Consider the following 21,387-nt stretch of genomic DNA (forward strand, 5'->3'; position numbering starts at 1 on the left):
CATACAAAATCCATTATTAATTTAATGCAAACTACAGCCTGTTTTTTTGCGTATAATTAGATGTAAATAATTCAATCCGCAATGAGGTTTATGGATTATTTTCGATTAACAAATAAAAACACACATGAAAAAAATAATTTTAATCCTGTTTGCGGTATTGGCCTTAAACCAGGCGAATGCACAAGGAAAAAAGACAGAGAAAGCAACTTTCGGAATGGGTTGCTTTTGGTGCACCGAAGCAATATTTCAACGTTTGAAAGGTGTAACTTCGGTTAGATCGGGTTATGAAGGAGGTACTTTAACCAATCCTACTTACGAAGAAGTTTGTACAGGTGCAACCGGGCATGCAGAGGTTTTGGAAATTACCTATAACCCGATGGTGATTTCTTATGATGACTTACTGGAAGTTTTTTGGAAAAGCCACGATCCTACAACTCTTAACCGTCAGGGAGCTGATAGTGGCACTCAGTACCGTTCAGTTGTTTTTTACCACACACCTGAGCAGAAACAGCTGGCAGAAAAATATAAAGCAGAGTTAAATAAAACCAATGCTTACGGCAAAAAAGTAGTTACCGTCATTGAGGCCGCCAAACCATTCTATGTAGCCGAAAACTACCACCAGAATTATTTTAACAAAAATGGTAGCGAGCCTTATTGCAGATTGGTGATCCAGCCAAAAATAGATAAACTGGAAAAAGTATTTAAAGCGAAACTTAAAAATTAAATACTTATTTTGTTAAGCCCTGCAATAAACGTTGCAGGGCTTTTTATTTTTTAAAATTTTAATTATCTGGTTATGGTAAAAAGGATTGTACTCAACATCGATACCCAAAAAATTGCCGATGCAGCAGGTTTTTATAAAGATGTCTTAGGTTTAGATTTAATAATGGATCACGGCTGGATTGCCACCTATGGAGCTGCTAATCAAAAAATGGGTGTACAAATCAGTTTCGCTTCCGAAGGCGGATCGGGTACGCCAACGCCAGATTTATCCATCGAGGTTGAAAATGTTGATGTGGTATTTGAAAAAGTGAAATCAGCCGGATTTCCTGTCGAGTATGGTCCGGTTAATGAACCTTGGGGCGTCCGTCGGTTTTACACCCGCGATCCCTTTGGGAAATTGATTAATATTTTAAGCCATATTGAGGACTAATTTATCATAATTAATATGCTTTTCCAGTTTCTTTTTGTCGAGTTAGAGCAGCAACTTGTCGGTTTTCTCTCCACCGCATGAAGTAAAAAACAGTACAGTGCAGAAGAGGAATAACTTTTTCATGAGGTAAATTGTTTTATAAATAGATGTATAAAGCTAATTTTTTGGTTGGGAAAAAAATATAAAATCATTTTTTATCATTGTTTGTATGAATTTATAACGGTGATTTTATTTTTTATTGAAGAACTAATAAAAATTACTGCGCTTTTAACGGTTGATGATAAAATTTCCTGTCTAATTAGAGGGCTTTTTAAGAGATTGGCAATGCCTTGCTAATGTTGTTTTAATGTCTTTTTAAAATTTAAGGATTAAGCTTTTAAACTTTGGACTAAACTTTGATAAATGCCTATCAGAAAAGGGAATATTTCTAATTTTTAGGCAATTTTTTTCAGAATTAATGCCTTAAAATTCGTGGGATGTTTAAAATCATTCTAAATTTGTAAATCCTTTAAAGTAAGATGACAAAAAAGAAAAAGACAGTTGGTAAAACTGACGCTGATGTAATTTTAATAGGGGCCGGCATCATGAGTGCAACCCTGGGTGTTTTATTAAAACAGCTAGAGCCCAATTTAAGTATCGAAATTTACGAACGTTTGGATATTGCGGCAGCAGAAAGTTCTGATGCATGGAATAATGCCGGAACAGGACATTCGGCTTTTTGCGAATTAAATTATACCCCCGAGAAGAAGGACGGTACGGTTGAAATTAAAAAAGCGGTGCAGATTGCAGAGCATTTTGAGGTATCTAAACAATTTTGGTCTTACCTGGTAAATAAAGGATTGGTTTCTGACCCTTGCAATTTTATCCGCAATATTCCCCACATGAGTTTTGTTTGGGGCAAAAAGAATGTAGATTACCTTAAAAAACGCTACGATGCATTAACCCAATGCGATTTGTTTAGCGATATGCAATATACCGAAGATGCGGAGCAGGTAAAAAACTGGGCGCCATTAATTATGGATGGCCGCAAAAAAGGTGAAAAAGTTGCTGCAACCAAAATGGATCTTGGTACTGACGTCAACTTCGGAACCTTAACCCGCGACATGTTTAACAACTTAAAGGAGCAAAGTAATGTTAGCATGCATTTTAACCACGAAATCCGCGACCTGAAAAAGAATAAAGATGGTAACTGGATTATTAAGGTTAAAGATCTTGAAACTGGAGATAAACGTAAGCGTGTAGCAAAATTTGTATTTATAGGTGCAGGTGGTGGTTCGTTACCATTGTTAGAGAAATCGGATATCCCGGAAGGAAAAGGTTTTGGCGGTTTTCCGGTAAGCGGACAATGGTTAAAATGTACCAACGAGGAAATCATTAAAAAACACCATGCAAAGGTATATGGTAAGGCTGCAGTTGGTGCGCCACCAATGTCGGTACCGCATTTAGATACCCGGATGATTAATGGCAAACAGGCTTTATTGTTTGGGCCTTATGCTGGTTTTTCGACCAAATTTTTGAAAAATGGTTCTTTTTTAGATTTACCGAAATCAATTAAATTCAATAATATCCGTCCGATGATTTCTGCCGGATTGCACAACCTCGATTTAACGAAATATTTAATCGAGCAGGTAAGGCAATCGCCAGAAGACAGGTTGGAAGCTTTAAAAGAATATTTACCAACAGCCGAACTTAAAGACTGGGAACTGGAATATGCCGGACAACGTGTTCAGGTAATTAAAAAGGACGAAAAGCAAGGTGGTATTTTAGAATTTGGTACTGAAGTGGTAAGTGCAGCCGATGGTTCTATCGCAGCTTTGTTAGGTGCTTCGCCTGGTGCTTCGACAGCGGTATCGATTATGCTCGATTTGTTAAACCGTTGTTTTGCTGAAGATCTGGCAACTGACGAATGGCAGGCTAAAATTAAAGAGATGATTCCAACCTACGGAAAATCACTTGCGCAGGATGCCGAGCTTTGCAAAGCAACCAGAAATAAAACTTCGAAGGTATTAAAAATAGAAAATACTGTTGTAGCTTAGACTATAACAATCATAAATTTTAAAAGGTCCTGATGTAAATCGGGACCTTTTTTTTGATCCGATCCTCGGTCTGCGTCCTCACAAACCGGAACTATAAATCCCAATACACGAAACGTTCCTACTGAACGAACACAAATAATAAATTATCTGTGTCTACCCATGATTCGTCCCGCTGGGACGGCACCCTTGTATTTAATTAATTATTGGCAATATTCTACGTTCCGTAAGAGCGATTCATAGATAACATTTAAGAAAAGCGGCTTCTTTCGTTCAGTAGGAACGTTTGGTGGTTTCAAAACATAAAAGCCTCCAATCCTCGGTCTGTGTCCTCACAGACCGGAACCATAAACCCCAATACACGAAACGTTCCTACGGAACGAACACAAATAATAAATTACCTGTGTCTATCCATGATTCGTCCCGCTAGAACGGTACCATTGTATTTAATTAACTATTGGCAATATTCTTCGTTCCGGAAGAGCGATTCATAGATAACATTCAAGAAAAGCGGCTTCTTTCGTTCCGTAGGAACGTTTGGTGGTTTCAAAACATAAAAGCCTCCAATCCTCGGTCTGTGTCCTCACAGACCGGAACTATAAATCCCAATGCACGAAACGTTCCTACTGAACGAACACAAATAATAAATTACCTGTGTCTACCCATAATTCGCCCCGCTGGGACGGCACCCTTGTATTTAATTAATTATTGGCAATATTCTACGTTCCGGAAGAGCGATTCATAGATAACATTTAAGAAAAGCGGCTTCTTTCGTTCCGTAGGAACGTTTGGTGGTTTCAAAACATAAAAGCCTCCAATCCTCGGTCTGTGTCCTCACAGACCGGAACTATAAATCCCAATACACGAAACGTTCCTACGGAACGAACACAAATAATAAATTACCTGTGTCTACCCATGATTCGTTCCGCTGGGACGGCACCCTTGTATTTAATTAATTATTGGCAATATTCTACGTTCTGGAAAAGCGATTCATAGATAACATTCAAGAAAAGCGGCTTCTTTGGTTCCGTAGGAATGTTTGGTGGTTTCAAAACATAAAAGCCTCCGATCCTCGGTTTGTGTCCTCACAGACCGGAACTATAAATCCCAATACACGAAACGTTCCTACGGAACGAACACAAATAATAAATTACCTGTGTCTACCCATCATTCGTCCCGCTGGGACGGTACCATTGTATTTAATTAACTATCGGCAATATTCTTCGTTCCGGAGGAACGATTCATAGGTAATATTCAAGATGGGTGGTTTCTTCGTTCCGTAGGAACGTTTGGTGATTTTCTGTTCACTGGCCTTAAGGGTATAAACCTGATGGGAACGGCAGCTTCCGATTTTTTCTATCGGAACTACAGTGTATAGCAGGACTACCGTAACCGATGAAAAACCGGACATTGCTTTTCTAATAAAAAAGAAAATTATTTTTTAACCCTAAGCCTTTGAAATAAAAAAATGCCCAAATTTTATTTCAGGCATTTAAGATCCTGAAATAAATTCAGGATGACGTTTTTTTATTTATCGTTAAGCTGCAATTACCTCTGCAACTTCTTCGGCAGAAATATCGCTGTGCGAGGCTTCCAATACGCAATCGCCGTCTTTGATCAATAAAATCTGTGGTGATTGATGCGCTACCTGAAATACTTCGGCAATTTTGTTGGAAATATCGCGGTAACTGATCAGGTCTAAAAAATAAAGTTTGGTATCTGCCGGAATCACATCCCAATCAAATTCGAAATTCTTTTTAGCCATTAAACTGATGGAGCAACGCGTGCTGTGCTTAAAAATAAGGCTAAAACCGCTTGCATTTTTGATTTCATCAAGTTGTTCTATTGAAGTTAAGTTAACCCAAGTCATGATATATATTATTGTTTACAGGGATAACACTTGCAGTTGAATAAAGTTCTGCAAATGACCTGAAAATGAAGATTGTAGATAAGAAGCTTAATTTCTTCTGCGTTTGCCTTCAGGGTAAGATCCGTAAGCAGGGCAAAGTTTAGAAGAACAAGATTCTAAAATGGTAATGGTGCAGAACACCGCCAATAACAGGATGGCTACTTTTTTCATCGATCTGATAAATTTTAAACTTCTAAGTTACAAATAATTATTAAAACACAAGTTTAAATCTGTGCAGAAAAATCGGCCATTTTAATTGCAGTAATTGCAGCCTCATCGCCTTTATTGCCATGTTTACCACCTGCACGGTCTTGCGCCTGCTCTAAATTATTGGTGGTTAATACCCCAAAAATAACGGGTTTGCTGTATTTAATGCCAACATTGGTTACACCTTGCGCCACTGCATCGCAAATAAAATCGAAATGTTTGGTATCGCCCTGTATTACACAGCCTAAGCAGATTACGGCATCAATATCGCTTCTTTTACTTAGCAAAATTTCTGCTCCACCGGTTAATTCGAAGCTTCCGGGTACAGGTAAAGAAATAATGTTTTCTTCGGCAACGCCATTTGCTAACAGGGTTTTTAATGCACCATTGTACAGAGCACCGGTAATTTCGGCGTTCCACTCGGCTACAATAATCCCGAATTTATAGTTTGCACCACTTGGAACAGTGGTGTGAGAGAAATCGGATAGATTTTTTAATTGTGTTGACATAGGGACAAAGATAATGTTATGGCCCGAATGTTAAAAACCTTAATGTTTGCTGGTTGTAACATTTAATTCTTTAATACTTAGATTCGTAAAAGAATCAGATAAATTTTAACGGCTTATGGAATTTCTACGCGCCAGCCATCTATATTAAAACGCAACGTTATCTTATGAACATATTATTACGCCTCCCTGCATTATTTATTTTAATCTTTTTGCTGACGTTTAATGCCTCCGCGCAACGAAAATATACAACCAACGATTTTTACAGGGTCGATTCCATTGCTAATCTGGCTAAACCCAAAGATGCACTGGCCCTGGTAGAAAAAATAAATAAACAGGCTCATGAAACACACAATACGCCATTAATAATCAAATCGGTTATTTATCGGATGATGTTTCAAAGCTATTTGGAAGAGAATGCGTTTGATAAGATTTTAGTTGATTTACGTAAAGATATCAGTAATGCCAAACAGCCCGAGAAAAGCATTTTGCAATCGCTTTTAGCCGAAACCTATTGGAATTATCTGCAGCAAAACCAATGGCAGATTAACCAGCGTACACAGGTGCAGGGCGATATTGGAGATGACATTAAAACCTGGAGTATAAAAAAACTGAATGATGAAACGGTTAAATATTACCTGTTATCGTTACAAGAAAGTCAGGTTTTACAGCAGACTAGAGTAGATTCCCTTGATGCAGTTTTAGCTGGCGATAAAAAATACAGAAGCTTTAGGCCAACTTTATACGACCTGCTGGCGCACCGTGCCATCGATGTTTTTAGCAATACACAGATCGGCCTTACCCAATATGATGATGAATTAATTGATATGACTAATGTAAACTGGTTTAGCAACAGGCAAACTTTCCTTGCCACTACAATACCAGCCGACAGCACTTCATTTAAACCGCAGGCAATACAGGTGTTTAAAAACCTGATCAGGTTTCATCAACGCAGCAATAATTTTTCGGCACTGGCAGATGTGGATTTAAAACGGTTAAAATTTGTGCAACAGCATTTTACGGGTGAAGACCTTGAAGCATATTACAAGGCCTTAGGTGAGTTGGCTGAGCAAAGCAAACAGACCGAAGTTTATGCTGATATTTTGTATGAACAGGCCCTGATGCATAAAAATGCACAATTACCGGTTGATACCAATAAACAAAACCTGATTGCGGCAGTTGCTTTAGCCGAAAAAGCGATTAATGCTTTTCCAAAAAGTATTGGTGCAGAAAATGCCCAAAATTTAATCGAAGAAATTAAAAGCAGTAACTTATCGGTTAAAGTAAAAGAATTTGTACAGCCTGATCAACCCAGCCAGTTATATCTATCATATAAAAACACAGATACCATACAGTTAAGGTTGTACAATTCACCTCAATTTAAAAATGATTATGAACAGTTTAGGGATAAAACAGAATTTTTAGCCTTTTTAAAAAAGAATAAGGTTATCAGGCAATGGGCAATAACTACGCCTAAAACAAAGGATTATCAAACCCACACTCTGGTTGATAAAATAGATGCCTTACCTTTTGGTAGTTACACTTTAATTGTTGAAACCATTAACCGTGCACAAAACGATACTGTTTACAGTAACATCAATTTTAAGGTTACAGCAATGGCGGTAATTAATAGACGTAATGTGGATAAACACGAATATTTTGTTAGTGAGCTAAAGAACGGTGCTCCTTTAAAAAATGTGAAGATCAGGCAGCGCAGGTATAATTACAATACCCGTAAATATATTGATGGAGATTTGTTAACTACCAACGATAACGGTTATGCCAGTACCAATGAAATTCAAGGAAGTATGAGCGCCGCATCCATAACGCTTGGTAAAGATGAATTACAGATCAAAATTAATAATTACAATAGCTACCGGGATGATGATGAAGATAAAGAACGTATAATTCTATTTACCGACAGGCCGATTTACCGCCCGGGACAAACGGTTTATTATAAAGGATTATGTTTGAAAGTCCAAAATGGGAAAAATAAAATTGAAGTAAATAAAGCTGTTGATGTTTCTTTTAAAGATGCCAATAGAAAAGAGATCGCAACTTCAAAAGCAATGAGTAATGATTATGGCACATTTCAGGGGTCTTTTAGCATTCCGATGGGTTTATTAAATGGCCAGATGCAAATTGAAACCGGATATGGAAGTATTTATATCCAGGTTGAAGAATATAAACGACCAACTTTTGAAGTGGTTTTTGATAAGCCTGATCAGCATTATAAACTGAACGATAGCATTAAAGTACAGGGAAAAGCCAGTTCTTTTTCAGGATACTCCGTAAGCAACGCGAAAGTAAATTATAAGGTTTTTAGAAGGGTGATGGATGATTATCGCTTCACTTACGAACAACGTAGTGCTGTTTATGGCTCAAGAATGTACGCGGAAAGAAAACAGGTAGCCATTGGTAAAACAACTACACAGGCAGGTGGTAAATTCGGGATCGCGTTTTTCGCAAAGGCAACTGATACCCGGGCAAATTATAGCTACGAAATTGTGGCTGATGTAACCGATTTAAATGGTGAAACCCGCTCGAAGACAACCACTATAAATGTAGGAAAAAAGGATATTGCACTTAATATCAGCGGTGAGCAAGTTGTGTATTTAAGCAATAAAACCGATAGCATTTCCTTTTCGGTAACCAATTTAAATAACGAACCTGTTAAGGCCGATGTTAAAGCAGAATGGAATTTGTTGCAGGCACCATCAAGGCTGACGAACAAAAGTCCGTTTTATGCCGAAAATTATACCATGGGCAGGGAGGCCTTTATTAAAAACTTTCCGGATGATGATTATAACAATGAGCTCGAAGTAGCCAAATGGCCAATAAAGTCGGTAGAATTTAAACAGAACCTGATGGCTAAAAACGGTCGTGGAAATTTAACCTTCAGCCAAAAAGACCTGAAACCAGGATATTATAAAATCACTATTGCGGCGGTAAGCGGGCAAAATGATACGGTTAAAACAGATAAATACCTGGTCGTTTATCAGGCACAGCCTGCAGTAATACAATCAAACATCGAATGGATTACACCAGAAGTTAGCGTAATCAAACCAACCGAAAGCGCCATATTCCGTTTGGCGGGGCTGGCAGAGAACAGCAAGGCTTATTACGAGGTTTATTATCGCGATAGCATTGCCGAAAAAGTCTGGATTAACTTATCGCCAAAACAGACCATTGTTAAAATTCAACCAAAAGCTTACTACGAAGATGGTTTTGCCGTACAGTTTACCATGGTGCATCAAGGTACCGTTTACAATTCCATGCAACAGGTTAAAATTGCAGATCCAAAGAAAGAGCTGAACATCCGCTTTTTAACCTTCAGGGATAAATTACAGCCTGGTGAAAAGGAAAGCTGGAAACTGCAGATCAGTAATAACAAGGGTGAGAAGCAAATGGCCGAAATGGTGGCCACACTTTACGATGCAAGTTTAGATGACCTTAAACAAATGAATTGGAATACGAATTTGCAAACCAGTTTTAACTATGATTTTTATAACTGGAACTTCAATGCAAACAATGTTGCCAACCCGGGTTACTTATGGTTTTTAAGATCTGATAACAATTATAGTGTAATTACACGTGGTTACGAAAGCCTGAATTTATTTGGTTACAACTATTACGGAGGCTACAATTATGGCTACCGTAACTATATGAATAATTTACAAAGACCTAAAAGAAAGGGTTTATCTCCTGAAGCATTTAAAAAGCTGGCAGAGTTAGAAAATGGTAAGCTAATTTATGGCGTGGTATTCGATAGCCAGGGCGAAATATTACCAGGTGTACAGATAAGATGCGGTAAATTGGTAACCACAACTAATGTTTTTGGTATTTATACCATAGATGCAAAAATTGGCGAAACCTTAAATGTTGGCTTTATCGGTTATAAAAATCAGAAGATAAAAGTAGGGGCAAAAAAACGAATTGATATAACCTTAAAAGAAGATGGACAGGCTTTAAATGAAGTAGTAGTTGTTGGCTATGGTGCGCAAAGAAAGGAAAGTATGACCGGGGCAGTAATGCAGATACGCGGAGCGGCTCCTTTACAGGGAAAAGTTGCCGGATTAGCAACATCAGCGGTTTATGGTAGTAGATCTGCAGATACTTTGACTTTTGCCATGGCAGGTGATGAAAAATCAGCAGGAGTGAATCAAGAAATAGAGGCGCTTAAAGATAAAAAGACTAACATTACTCCCCGTACCAACTTTAACGAGCTTGCATTTTTTTATCCGCAGTTATTAACTGATGCCAAAGGCGAAATCAAAATAGAATTTACCATACCGCAGAGTTTAACCCGTTATAAGATGATGGGTTTCGCGCATACCAAAGATTTAAAAACCGCATCCATCACCAACGAGCTGGTTACGCAAAAACAATTGGCCATTGCCATTAATGCTCCGCGTTTTTTCCGTGAGGGTGATACCATTTTATTAAGTGCCAAACTTAATAACCTGGCTGGTAAAAAACTAATCGGTGATGCCAGTCTAACACTTACAGATGCTTTAACAGGAAAACCAATCCGGATTTTCGGCACAAATGATAAATCAGAAAAAACTTTCGAGGTGGATAATGAAGGCAATGCCGTTTTAAAATGGACACTCATTATTCCATCAGGCATTAATGCCATTACCTATAAAGTTTTGGCCCAGAGTGGCAAATTTAGCGATGGCGAAGAAAATACCATTCCGGTTTTAGCAAATGCCATGTTGGTAACTGAAAGTATGCCGATAAATGTGCGTGGCAACACCACCAAAACATTCGATTTCGAAAAGCTCGAAAAATCAGGAAGTTCCAAAACCATGCGTAACCAGGGCCTAACTTTCGAATTTACCTCCAACCCGGTTTGGTACGCCGTACAAGCCCTGCCATACTTAATGGAATATCCTTACGAGTGTGCCGAACAAACTTTCAGCCGTTTTTACGCCAATAGTTTTGCAACGGGGATTATTAACTCATCGCCAAAAATTAAAACGGTTTTTGAGCAATGGAAAAATACCAATAACGGCGAAGCACTGTTATCCAATCTGGAAAAAAACCAGGAATTGAAATCTATTTTATTAGAAGAAACCCCGTGGGTACGTAATGCAGATCATGAAAGTGATCGTAAAAAACGTTTGGCTGTACTTTTCGACCTTAACAGAATGACTTATGAATTAAAAGCCAATTTTGAAAAGTTAGAAAAAATGCAGTTTAATAACGGTGCTTTCCCCTGGTTTAGTGGCATGCAGGAAGACAGGTACATTACCCAACACATTGTTTTAGGCATGGGCCAGTTAAAAAAACTGAAACTAATTGATGAAAAAGCCTATCCGAAATTTAATGCCATGCTCAATAAAGCCATTATTTATTTAGATGCAGCCCTGGTAAAAGATTATAAAGATGAAATAAAAGGAAAACGATTTGCTTATTTTCCACTACATTACCTTTTTGCCAGAAGTTATACCGATCAAAAAAATACCAGTTCTGATTTCGTTAAGGCTAAAGATTTTTACCTCAAAAAACTGGCATCCACCTGGAAAACCTTCGATACTTATCAGTTGGCGCAAACAGCATTGGTGCTAAACAGAAACGGCAATAATGTAGAAGCAAAAAAAATCATCACCCTGTTAACCCAAACCGCACAACAAAACGACGAACTGGGCATGTACTGGGCCACCAATAAAGCTGGCTGGTGGTGGTACCAAAGTCCGGTTGAAACGCAGGCTTTATTGATTGAAGCTTTTGATGAAGTGGCCAATGATACCAAAGCGGTTGAGGAAATGAAAATCTGGTTGCTCAAAAATAAACAAACAAACGATTGGAGAACAACTAAAGCAACCACAGCAGCCTGTTACGCCTTATTAATGAGGGGAACAGATTTATTAACTGAAAATAATGAACCTGAAATAACCATTGGAGGTCAGAAATTGGCGGAATTACAACAACCCAATGCTACAAAAGAGGCCGGAACCGGCTATCAGAAAATAACCATTGCAGGTGTAAATGTTAAACCCGAAATGGGCAGGGTAGAAGTTAAAAATAATAATCAAACTATCGCCTGGGGAGCATTATACTGGCAATATTTTGAGCAACTGGATAAAATTACGTCAGCGAATACCGGTGTTAAAATTAAAAAACAATTGTTTATTCAGAAAGCCAGCGATAAAGGCGATGTGCTCACTCCACTTACTGGTGCCAATATTTTAGCACCGGGCGATTTATTGAAGGTACGTATAGAAATTTACTGCGATAGGGACATGGAATATATCCATTTAAAAGATATGCGGTCCTCAGGTTTCGAACCCGTAAATGTGATTTCGCGCTATAAATACCAGGATGGTTTGGGTTATTATGAGAGTACAAAAGATGCCTCAACTAATTTCTTTATCAGTTACATGCCAAAAGGAACTTATGTTTTCGAATATCCGCTGCGGGTTACCCATTCCGGAAACTTTTCGAATGGCATTACCAGTTTGCAGAGCATGTATGCACCTGAATTTACCACGCACTCAGCCGGAATAAGGATAAACGTAAAATAATGCGTTACAAACCTCGCAGACTTTTAAAATCTGCGAGGTTAAGATACACGCAGTAACTCAGGTGCTCAATTTTTTTTGGAAAAGCAGGGCCCGGTGCACATGGGTTAAGAAAGTCCTGCTATCCGCTTCAAAGCCTGGGTTCGTGCCTCACCTGCGGGTTTTACGCTACTATCAGGTTTATTTAACAATGGTTCTGCCTTCTATAGCGCTGTTCCACACCTTGCCTATTCGAAAATCTGCGAGGTCTAAATTAAGTAAGTTGTATTCCACCATAAGTGGCCCCAATTGGGATAATTTTATCACCGATCCAGATTTGGTTGCGGTCATATTTGGATACTTTGTTTTTGGCCACAATAAAAGCCCGGTGACAGCGGATAAAATCTGTTTTTGGCAACAATTCGGCCAGGTCGTTAATGGTGATGCGCGAGCTTAATAGTTTATCTTTCAGTTGAATCTGGGTGTAATTTCCAGAGGCTTCCACATAGAGGATTTCGTCTAAATTAACCTTAATTTGTTCATAACCATCCTTTACAAAAATGTACTCCATTTTTGCGTCCAGTTTCAGGTTTCGAAGATTAAAGAGTTCCTGTGCTTTATTACAGGCCTTTAAGAAACGCGAAAGTGAAAAAGGTTTTAACAAATAATCAACAGCATCCAGTTCAAAACTTTGTACCGCATGTTCAGTATAAGCTGTAGTAAAAATCACCATCGGTGCTTTACTCAAACTCTTTAAAAAATCAATGCCGCTGATATCAGGCATTTTGATGTCCAGAAAAATCAGGTCAACCTTATTATGCTGAAGATAACTGATGGCCGCAAAAGCATCAGTAAAAGTTTGCTGCAACTCTACAAACGGAACTTTTGAGGCATGAGATTTTATAATATCCAGCGCAATCGGTTCATCATCTATAGCAATAGCAATCATTTTTTATGGTCTTTTCTTTTACTTTTTTCTCTTTTTTTGTTGTGTTGAGAAAGGAGGCATTTCCGTAGATACACAAGCGATCTTCATTTCGACCGTAGCGGAGAAATCTTTTAAACATCATTCAAAGATTTCTCCATTACGCTGCGCTCCAGTCGAAATGACGAATCACCCAAATTTATCAATATAAATTATTCTACCCGGTTATTTAATTGCTGAAGATACGTATCACTAATCCAACTGCAAAGTTAAATGAACAAAAAACTCGTTGGCACTTTCGCGGATAATCAGTTCGTGTTTTCCGTAGTAAAGCAATGATAAACGTTGTTTTACATTCTCGAGTCCGATACCGCTTTTCAATTTCTCAGGGTCGTTATCTGCCTTAATGTAAATGCTGTTGCTTACATCGAAATATAAAGTACTTTCTTTAGTTTGTAAGGTGATTTTAATATAAGATGGCTGCTGCAAACTAATGCCATGTTTAAATGCATTTTCGATAAAGGGGATCAATAACATGGGTGTAATCTGCAAATTGTTCAATTGTTCTTCAATATGGGTGTCAATCCTGATATCAGCAGAGCGAGAGGTGCGGAGCTTTTGTAAATCGATATAGTTGTTCAGGTATTCTACCTCGCGGGTTAATGAAATCTTATCCTGTGTATTTTCATGGAGCATAAAACGCATCATATCGCCCAGTTTCTGTATCCCTTCGCCCGTTCTTTCTGCATTTTCCTGTAAGGCTGTTCCAAACAAGGTATTTAAAGCGTTAAACAAAAAGTGCGGGTTGATCTGCGATTTTAAGAAATTCAGGTTCGCATCCGATTTTCCCAGTTCCGTTTTCAGCATCTGGATTTCGCTTAGTTTTTCAAATTTATGTTTGTAAATATACCAGGCAGATGGCGTAGTAATGCAGATTAAGCATATAGCATTTAAAATTAACGTAACCGGAACAATTGCGCCATTACGCATAAAAGGAATAAGGATAATTAAGAGCAGGAGTGAGATAATAATGGTGATGCCCACATTTCCCCAAAAATACCGCCCAAAACCTTTAAAATCCTTTCTGAGGTTTGGAATAATGTAATAAATGGCACAAAAGGCAACAAAAATATTTACCGGAGGCACAATACTCCAGATCACCAGTAATTCATAATCTATCTTCACAGAAAGTACTGCAGTGAAAATCATTAGTGTAATCAGCCAGATTTTGGTGCTTACAAAGAGTTCCGGAACGATGTTGTTATGGTAATTTTTTAATACCGGGATTCTTTTTAGTAATTCTAAGCCTCGCTCATTAAAATAGGCATAAGCATTAAAGAGTAGATATAAAAAGAAAATATAAGTAAAAGCTTCGCCAAAAAAGATCCCGTAAGCATTATCGATGTTATCATATTCAACTAACCGATATGCTTGAGAATAGGTGTTGTAAACCATCCAGGCAACTACAGAGAACGCTGTGACTAAAACCGTAAGAATAAGATTAAGTGTTATGTTATTCTTATTGGCAAGTTGGGGCATGAAGCAAAAATTGAACAATAAAAAGCTGATATACAGGCTGGTGATCTTAAATAATTCCGGAATAAAGAAGTTAGCCATTACATTATAGTCGATATGGCTTTCTTCAAAACGATAAGAATTGCCCGAACTATAGATTGTAGATGAGCAGATACCAATTAGGGCCAGCACATATAGAGTTGTAGAAATCCAAAATTCAAGCTGGTTGATGTTTTTGGATTTGATGGCAGATGAATGACCAGAAAGAATTTCCATTTTATTTTAATTAATGAGACAATTTTACAAAGAGAATCGCCTGCAATATTTAAAATGTGACAAATGGCGCAAAAAATGTGACGAACGAATAGGATTTAGAAGATTACAGGATTTTAAGATCGTAATAGTCATTCCATCATCCGTTTTCCATCTTCCATTATTCGACCATTAAGAATTTAAGGACATTAAGGTTTTTGAGTTAGTTTTCAAACGCCTGGCATTGGTTATTTTTCCTCTTTATCTTCCATTTTACATATTTGATATTGGACATTATTTCCTCCTCCATCCTCCCTTTTTTATTATCTTTGAAACGGATAGCTGGATTCGTCTCTCCATCGTCCATTATACATTTTCCATCTTACATTATTCAACATGACCGTTTACGGAATTCCAAATTGCAATACAGTTAAAAAATCGCTCGATTGGTTAAAGGCCCATCAGGTAGATTTCGAATTTCACGATTTCAAGAAAAAAGGCATAACCGAAGAAAAATTAAACGAATGGTGTAATACTTTCGGCTGGGAAACTGTGTTGAACCGAAAAGGCCTGACCTGGAAAAAACTGACTAAAGAAGAGCAGGCAAAAATTGATAATCAGGCACTTGCTGTTGCTTATTTAAAAGAGAATACAAGCGCCATCAAACGCCCCGTTATTGAGCAGAACAACAAAGCCATATTAATTGGATTTGACGATGACAATTATTTAAAAACACTAGCCTGATTCATTTGTTCTAATGTTAAAGTTTGTTAAATGCAGATTTTAAATGTCGAACTAAGTTACTTTTGAGTATGTACAAACTGATCATTTTTCTATTGCTTGCCTTACCTATGGGTGTTTTTGCACAAACGGTAACTACGGGTACAGTTTTCGATTATTCGAAAAAAACACTCTCATTGCCTGGCGTTTCCATCAGAAACCTGAACAGTAAAAAATCTACCAGTACCAACAGAGAGGGTAAATATACCATTGCTGCCAACATTGGCGATCTGATTGAATTTTCTGCGGTAGGCTATCACACTGACACACTATATTTAACCAACCTGTTAAACAGAACCATTTACCTTCCTGTAAAATCGAACAGTTTAAAAGATGTAGACATTACCGCAGTACGTATGAACAGCCAGGTTACGGATGCAAAGGATCCGTTGGCAGAGAAATATACTTTATTGAATACCGGCGGTAACCTAAACCGTAAGCGCATGACTGATAAGGTTGGGGGCTTAAACCTGAATTTAGGTTATGGTAAATATAAAAGACAGCAGCGTAAAGAAGCCGATTTAGAAGAAAAAGAAATGTACCAGGATGAAATCGACGAAAACTTTACGCCAAAAGCCATTACCGATCTTACCAAACTGGAAGGCGAAGAACTTAAAAATTTTATGATTATTTACAGGCCTTCTATTGAGGCTGTAAAGGCAGAAAGACCGTTTCGTTATGCTTTTTATATTTCACGTGCCTTTGCTGCATGGAAAAAGTTATCACCACAGGAAAGAAAATTACAGGATCTGCCAAAATTAAAAGCTAATTAAGCATATTTAATAAATATTGATCATATAGTAGCCATAATTGGTAACATTATAACCACATATAAATCTATATGTGGTTATTTTTTATATTTACCGCCGTATTACAACCTTATTATTATCATGAAATTGACTAAACTGATTAATTTTGGTTTGGTTTGTTGTGTTTTTGCTTTTTCAGCATCAGCCCAACAGGCTACAACCCCTGCCCCGGCAACAAACTATAATCCCGCTGATGCCTTTGGACCACTATTTTACACCCAAAACGGAAATGAATTCCGCTCGGCAATTGGCGCACCAGGGCCAAAATACTGGCAAAACCATGTAGATTATAACATTACCGCCAACCTCGATGAAACCAAAAATATGGTTTCGGGAACGGTGACCATCACTTATAAAAATAACAGTCCTGATAAATTGCCCTATTTATGGTTACAGCTAGATCAGAATACCTTTAAAGAAACTTCACGCGGTTATGCCATTACCCCTTCACGCAGCCGTTATGGTGCGCAGGGCGAAAAATTTGATGGTGGCTATAAAATCCAGAACATCAGTGTAGCACAAAAAGCTGGCGCGGTAAAATTCACTTCTATTGTTGAAGATACCCGTATGCAGATCCGTTTAGATCAGCCTTTGGCTGCCAATGGCGATTTAGTAACCATTAAAATGGATTACTCGTACATCGTACCTAAAGAAGGATCAGACAGAACCGGTCATTTAACCACCAAAAACGGTGAGATTTTTGCCATTGCGCAATGGTTCCCACGCATGTGTGTTTATGATGATGTAATCGGCTGGAATACTTTGCCTTATTGGGGCGGTGGTGAGTTTTATTGCGAATATGGCGATATCAATTTTGCCATTACTGCACCGGCAAGCCATATCGTAATGGGTTCGGGCGAATTGTTAAACCCTGCCGAAGTATTTACACCAGAGCAATTAAAAAGATGGAACGCGGCTAAACTAAGTGATGCTACTGTACACATCCGTAGCGAAGCAGAAGTAACCGATCCGAAATCGCGTCCGGCGAAGGATAAATTAACCTGGAAATTTAAAATCACCAATGCACGCGATGCAGCCTGGGCTTCATCAAAAGCATTCGTATTAGATGCTGCAAGGTATAAACTGCCAAGCGGTAAAACAGGTTTAGCTGTTTCTGCACAGCCGGTAGAAAGTAACGGTGTTGATTCTTATGGCCGTGGGGTAGAATATGTAAAATCAACCATCGAACATTATTCGTCAAAATGGTTCGAATATCCATACCCAATGGCTGTTAACGTAGCAACAAATATTGGTGGTATGGAGTATCCGGGTATCGTATTTTGCGGTTGGACAGCTAAAAAAGCAGGTGCCTGGGGGGTAATCGATCACGAATTTGGTCACACCTGGTTCCCGATGATCGTGGGGTCTAATGAGCGTAAATACGGTTGGATGGACGAAGGTTTTAATACTTTTATCAACGGTATTTCTAAGAAAAACTTTAATAAAGGCGAATATGCCGGTCCTCCTGCTGATTTACATAGAATTGGTAAAAGTGTAATCGGTAACCCGGTTTACGAAAACATTATGCAAATGCCTGACGGTATGGCCGAGAGAAATATCGGCGTTAACTTATACAGTAAACCAGGATGGGGCCTTGATATCTTAAGAAATCAGATTTTGGGCGAAGATCGTTTCGATTATGCTTTCCGCCAGTACATTAAAAACTGGGCATTTAAACATCCAACACCATTTGATTTCTTCCGTTCGATGGAAAATGGGGCAGGTGAAGATTTAGCCTGGTTCTGGAGAAGCTGGTGGTTAAATAGCTGGAAAATGGATCAGGGCATTGCAACTGTTGAGGCTGTTAAAAAAGACGATAAACTGGTGGGTTATAACATCAAAGTTGTGAACCTCGAAAAAATGCCGATGCCGATCATCCTTCAGATCAAAACCAAAAGTGGAAAAACAGAAATTGTTAAAGTTCCGGTTGATGTTTGGATGAAAAACACCAGCTGGTTGGTACGTTACCCAACTACAGAAGAAATTGAGTCGGTTACTTTAGATCCGGATAAAGTATTGCCGGATTCAAATCCTGATAACGATACATGGACCGCTACAGGCAACTAAGCTTATTTTAAATAATGCAAAAACCTCCTGATTTTAAAAGATCAGGAGGTTTTTTATTGCAAACTACCGACGGTTTACTGTAAACTATCGGATAATTTAGCAATTATAAAATTTACAGATATGGAAAAACCGACTTTAGAAATTACCAATCCCGCTGGCATATACGATCCCCGTCCACATGCTTATTCTCACCTTGCCTCCGTTCCGGCTGATCGTGAACTGGTATTTGTTGCCGGCCAGGGCGGGAGCAGAACAGACGGCATTTTAAGCAATGATTTTAGGACGCAGGTAAGTATTGTTTTCGAAAATATTGCCTTAGCTTTAAAAAGCAAAAATTTAACCATGGCTAATATTGCAAAGTTGACAACATTGGTGGTTGGTTATGATGAGGATAAACATCATGTGCTGATCGAAGAATCGAACAAAATATGGCCCGATCAGAAATTTCCGGTTAATACACTTATTCCGGTACAAAGGCTGGCTTTAAATGGCATGTTGATTGAAATTGATGCCGTTGCTGTTGGTTAATTTATAAATCCGGTTAGAATTATTATTAAACCTATATTATTTTGGAAATGAAGGGTTCTGTTCTTTTGGGAGTGGTGCGGCCCCGCTATTTAGCGCCATGCTGGGAGCAGACTTTTCATTCTAAACCTGACAGTAGCGGGCATGAGGTGCAACGAAATAAAGCGGATGGCAGGACTGCATTTGCCAAGAACCATTGTACATTAGTTTCCAATAAAATATTATTAATCTGGCATTGTTAAAGCATGATACAGATGGAAAAAGGAGAAAGAAAAAACGTTTACAAAGTTTACAATAAAATAGGCCGCTGGTTTGCCGAAAACCGTTATGCCGATTCGGTGGAAAAAGCTTATTTAAACGAGATCATTCAAAAGCTTCCACAAGATGCGAAAGTTTTGGATTTAGGTTGTGGTGATGGAAAACCCATATTGGAATATTTTATTAACCATCATGTAAATGTTTTAGGCGTTGATGCCAGTGAGCAAATGATCGAACTCGCAAAAATCAATTTCCCATCCACCAGCTTTCTGTTAAAAGATATGCGTGAACTAGAACTTGTCGAAAAATTCGATGCGATTATTGCCTGGCACAGCTTTTTTCATCTCCCTGCAGATGATCAGCCCGATATGTTCCGTATTTTTAGACAGCACCTAAAACCTAATGGTATTCTGCTTTTCACTTCAGGTACCGAAAGGGGAGAGGTATGGGGCATGAATGGTGGCGAAAATCTTTTTCATGCTTCACTTGATACTACAGAATATCAAACCTTGCTCCAGTCAAACCAATTTAAAGTGCTCAAACACAAAATAAACGATCCGGACTGTGGAGGTGCAAATGTTTGGATGGCACAATATAAACCCCGGTAATTTGCCTTAACTTTGCCCTATGGCCGAACAGCAAAAAAATAATCCCTTACACGGTATCACCTTAGAGAAAATAGTAACCAATCTCCAAACACATTATGGTTGGGAAAAACTGGGATCATTAATCAAAATCGATTGTTTTAATAATAATCAATCTATAAAATCAAGCTTAAAATTTTTAAGAAGAATGCCTTGGGCCAGAAAAAAAGTTGAAGAGTTATACCTCGATACGTTTCATAAATGAGAGAATTTAGAATGATTGAGTTTTGAATGAAGGAATGATTGAATTTTGAATGGGCTAGTCTAATCCAACATTCTCTCATTCGATCCTTCTGTCATGCTCTCATTCAGTCATTCAATCATTCAATCATTTCTCCCTCCCTTGCAACCTTTCCTTTAAAACCGTCGTCATCTTGATCTAAACCATATCAAATGAAAAATATTTTCTTCTGTTTTTTACTAACGTTTGCGTTAAGCAGCTGTGCGCTTGGAGTAATGACTTCAATTTACTCAATTTCGGGTGGAAAAGCTGATGTTCCAAAAAAAGAAACTTATTATGTTGTGTATCAGGCTAAATTTGGCAACGGCTTAACAGCTGATGTAGCTTATACGAATGAAAGTGGAAAAGAAACAGAATTAAAAGAGGTGAGTGGCACCTGGGGAAAAACAGTGGTCTTAAAATCAGGTACCCACGCCAAACTTAAAACATTAGCTACTGCGGCAACAGACGCTAAAGGCGAGTACAAAATTCTGGTAGATGGAAAAGTGGTTTCTGAATACGTTTTGAGTGGCAAAAGACTGAATTATACTTTCTCATTCGATTTACCTTAAAAAGCTAAATTTCAATCAATTATTCTTGCATTCATTCATTCTCTAATTCTGTCATTCAATAATTGATTATTCATACAATCTTCACATTGATTTTCGAGATTTAATAAACAAAATAACAAGGTTTATTCATTATTAATCAATGTAAATATGAAAGCAATTAAAGTTTTAGTAATCGCCCTGGTAGCCGCTTTTACCATTAATACCGTAAGCGCTCAAACCACAACTCCGGCAAAAGCAGGAACAGAAAAATCACAAACCAAAAAAGGCCATAAAAAACACCATCATAAAAAGCATGCAAAGAAAGTAGCTTAAGCTTAAAAAAGAGAAGTCTTTCAGGTAAAACCGGAAGACTTTTTTATTTATTGTCTGATAGTTATCGGCAAATCGTCCTTTAGATTTGTTTTGATATTTAATTTTAGGATAACAAATATCTAATTTGCTTAATTATTAATCAGATTACCTAAAGCGGTAGCGGCACATTAAAAAGTCGTCAAGGTTTTTATGCC

At 38.0% G+C, this 21,387-nt stretch carries 17 protein-coding genes; 12 read left to right on the forward strand and 5 right to left on the reverse strand.

Annotated features, from left to right (window positions below):
* Nucleotides 1–124 precede the first annotated feature (124 nt).
* From msrA to ABD769_RS17575, 3 genes are all read left to right on the forward strand, one after another.
* Nucleotides 125–724, forward strand: a complete 600-nt coding sequence (gene msrA, locus ABD769_RS17565) for a peptide-methionine (S)-S-oxide reductase MsrA (RefSeq protein ID WP_344852692.1) — start codon at nucleotides 125–127, stop codon at nucleotides 722–724.
* Nucleotides 725–796: 72 nt separating this feature from the next.
* Nucleotides 797–1,153 carry a VOC family protein gene (locus tag ABD769_RS17570; protein ID WP_344852693.1) on the forward strand — a complete coding sequence of 119 codons (357 nt, stop codon included), beginning with the start codon at nucleotides 797–799 and terminating at the stop codon, nucleotides 1,151–1,153.
* A 518-nt stretch (nucleotides 1,154–1,671) separates the two neighbouring features.
* Nucleotides 1,672–3,189: a malate:quinone oxidoreductase gene (locus ABD769_RS17575; protein ID WP_344852694.1), complete on the forward strand. Its 1,518-nt coding sequence runs from the start codon at nucleotides 1,672–1,674 to the stop codon at nucleotides 3,187–3,189.
* Nucleotides 3,190–4,723: 1,534 nt separating this feature from the next.
* Here the strand turns inward: ABD769_RS17575 and ytxJ are convergent.
* From ytxJ to ribH, 3 genes are all read right to left on the reverse strand, one after another.
* Entirely contained in the window at nucleotides 4,724–5,056 is a 333-nt protein-coding gene (gene ytxJ / locus ABD769_RS17580) for a bacillithiol system redox-active protein YtxJ (RefSeq protein WP_344852696.1), read from the reverse strand.
* Nucleotides 5,057–5,143: 87 nt separating this feature from the next.
* Nucleotides 5,144–5,266 (reverse strand): hypothetical protein, encoded by a 123-nt coding sequence (locus ABD769_RS17585; RefSeq protein ID WP_255420130.1) that lies wholly within the window; start codon nucleotides 5,264–5,266, stop codon nucleotides 5,144–5,146.
* 53 nt (nucleotides 5,267–5,319) lie between these two features.
* Complete coding sequence (gene ribH, locus ABD769_RS17590) at nucleotides 5,320–5,811, reverse strand: 6,7-dimethyl-8-ribityllumazine synthase (protein WP_025145257.1); 492 nt, start codon at nucleotides 5,809–5,811, stop codon at nucleotides 5,320–5,322.
* A 164-nt stretch (nucleotides 5,812–5,975) separates the two neighbouring features.
* Between ribH and ABD769_RS17595 the strand changes: the two genes are divergently transcribed.
* Nucleotides 5,976–12,338, forward strand: a complete 6,363-nt coding sequence (locus tag ABD769_RS17595) for an alpha-2-macroglobulin family protein (protein WP_344852698.1) — start codon at nucleotides 5,976–5,978, stop codon at nucleotides 12,336–12,338.
* A 250-nt stretch (nucleotides 12,339–12,588) separates the two neighbouring features.
* On the opposite strand, the gene ABD769_RS17600 is transcribed toward ABD769_RS17595, so the two are convergent.
* A complete protein-coding gene (locus ABD769_RS17600; RefSeq protein WP_344852699.1) occupies nucleotides 12,589–13,263 on the reverse strand; it encodes a LytR/AlgR family response regulator transcription factor in 675 nt (224 codons plus the stop codon).
* 228 nt (nucleotides 13,264–13,491) lie between these two features.
* Entirely contained in the window at nucleotides 13,492–15,030 is a 1,539-nt protein-coding gene (locus ABD769_RS17605) for a sensor histidine kinase (protein WP_344852700.1), read from the reverse strand.
* Between the two features lie 372 nt (nucleotides 15,031–15,402).
* Between ABD769_RS17605 and ABD769_RS17610 the strand changes: the two genes are divergently transcribed.
* The 8 genes from ABD769_RS17610 (at nucleotide 15,403) to ABD769_RS17645 (ending at nucleotide 21,193) form a co-directional block, all read left to right on the forward strand.
* On the forward strand, nucleotides 15,403–15,750 hold the full coding sequence (locus ABD769_RS17610) for a Spx/MgsR family RNA polymerase-binding regulatory protein (protein ID WP_344852701.1): 348 nt from the start codon (nucleotides 15,403–15,405) through the stop codon (nucleotides 15,748–15,750).
* Nucleotides 15,751–15,818: 68 nt separating this feature from the next.
* Nucleotides 15,819–16,559, forward strand: coding sequence for a carboxypeptidase-like regulatory domain-containing protein (locus tag ABD769_RS17615; RefSeq protein ID WP_344852702.1), 741 nt, complete (start codon nucleotides 15,819–15,821; stop codon nucleotides 16,557–16,559).
* 117 nt (nucleotides 16,560–16,676) lie between these two features.
* Entirely contained in the window at nucleotides 16,677–18,662 is a 1,986-nt protein-coding gene (locus ABD769_RS17620) for a M1 family metallopeptidase (protein ID WP_344852703.1), read from the forward strand.
* 120 nt (nucleotides 18,663–18,782) lie between these two features.
* The gene (locus tag ABD769_RS17625; protein ID WP_344852704.1) at nucleotides 18,783–19,190 is read left to right on the forward strand and encodes a RidA family protein; all 408 of its coding nucleotides are present in this window, start codon (nucleotides 18,783–18,785) and stop codon (nucleotides 19,188–19,190) included.
* 251 nt (nucleotides 19,191–19,441) lie between these two features.
* Nucleotides 19,442–20,053, forward strand: a complete 612-nt coding sequence (locus tag ABD769_RS17630; protein ID WP_344852705.1) for a class I SAM-dependent methyltransferase — start codon at nucleotides 19,442–19,444, stop codon at nucleotides 20,051–20,053.
* Between the two features lie 19 nt (nucleotides 20,054–20,072).
* The gene (locus ABD769_RS17635; RefSeq protein WP_344852706.1) at nucleotides 20,073–20,294 is read left to right on the forward strand and encodes a VF530 family protein; all 222 of its coding nucleotides are present in this window, start codon (nucleotides 20,073–20,075) and stop codon (nucleotides 20,292–20,294) included.
* A gap of 188 nt (nucleotides 20,295–20,482) precedes the next feature.
* The gene (locus ABD769_RS17640; protein ID WP_344852707.1) at nucleotides 20,483–20,881 is read left to right on the forward strand and encodes a hypothetical protein; all 399 of its coding nucleotides are present in this window, start codon (nucleotides 20,483–20,485) and stop codon (nucleotides 20,879–20,881) included.
* A 147-nt stretch (nucleotides 20,882–21,028) separates the two neighbouring features.
* Complete coding sequence (locus tag ABD769_RS17645) at nucleotides 21,029–21,193, forward strand: hypothetical protein (protein WP_344852708.1); 165 nt, start codon at nucleotides 21,029–21,031, stop codon at nucleotides 21,191–21,193.
* The last annotated feature ends 194 nt before the right edge of the window (nucleotides 21,194–21,387 follow it).

Source organism: Pedobacter jeongneungensis (genome assembly GCF_039538295.1).
Classification (GTDB): domain Bacteria; phylum Bacteroidota; class Bacteroidia; order Sphingobacteriales; family Sphingobacteriaceae; genus Pedobacter; species Pedobacter jeongneungensis.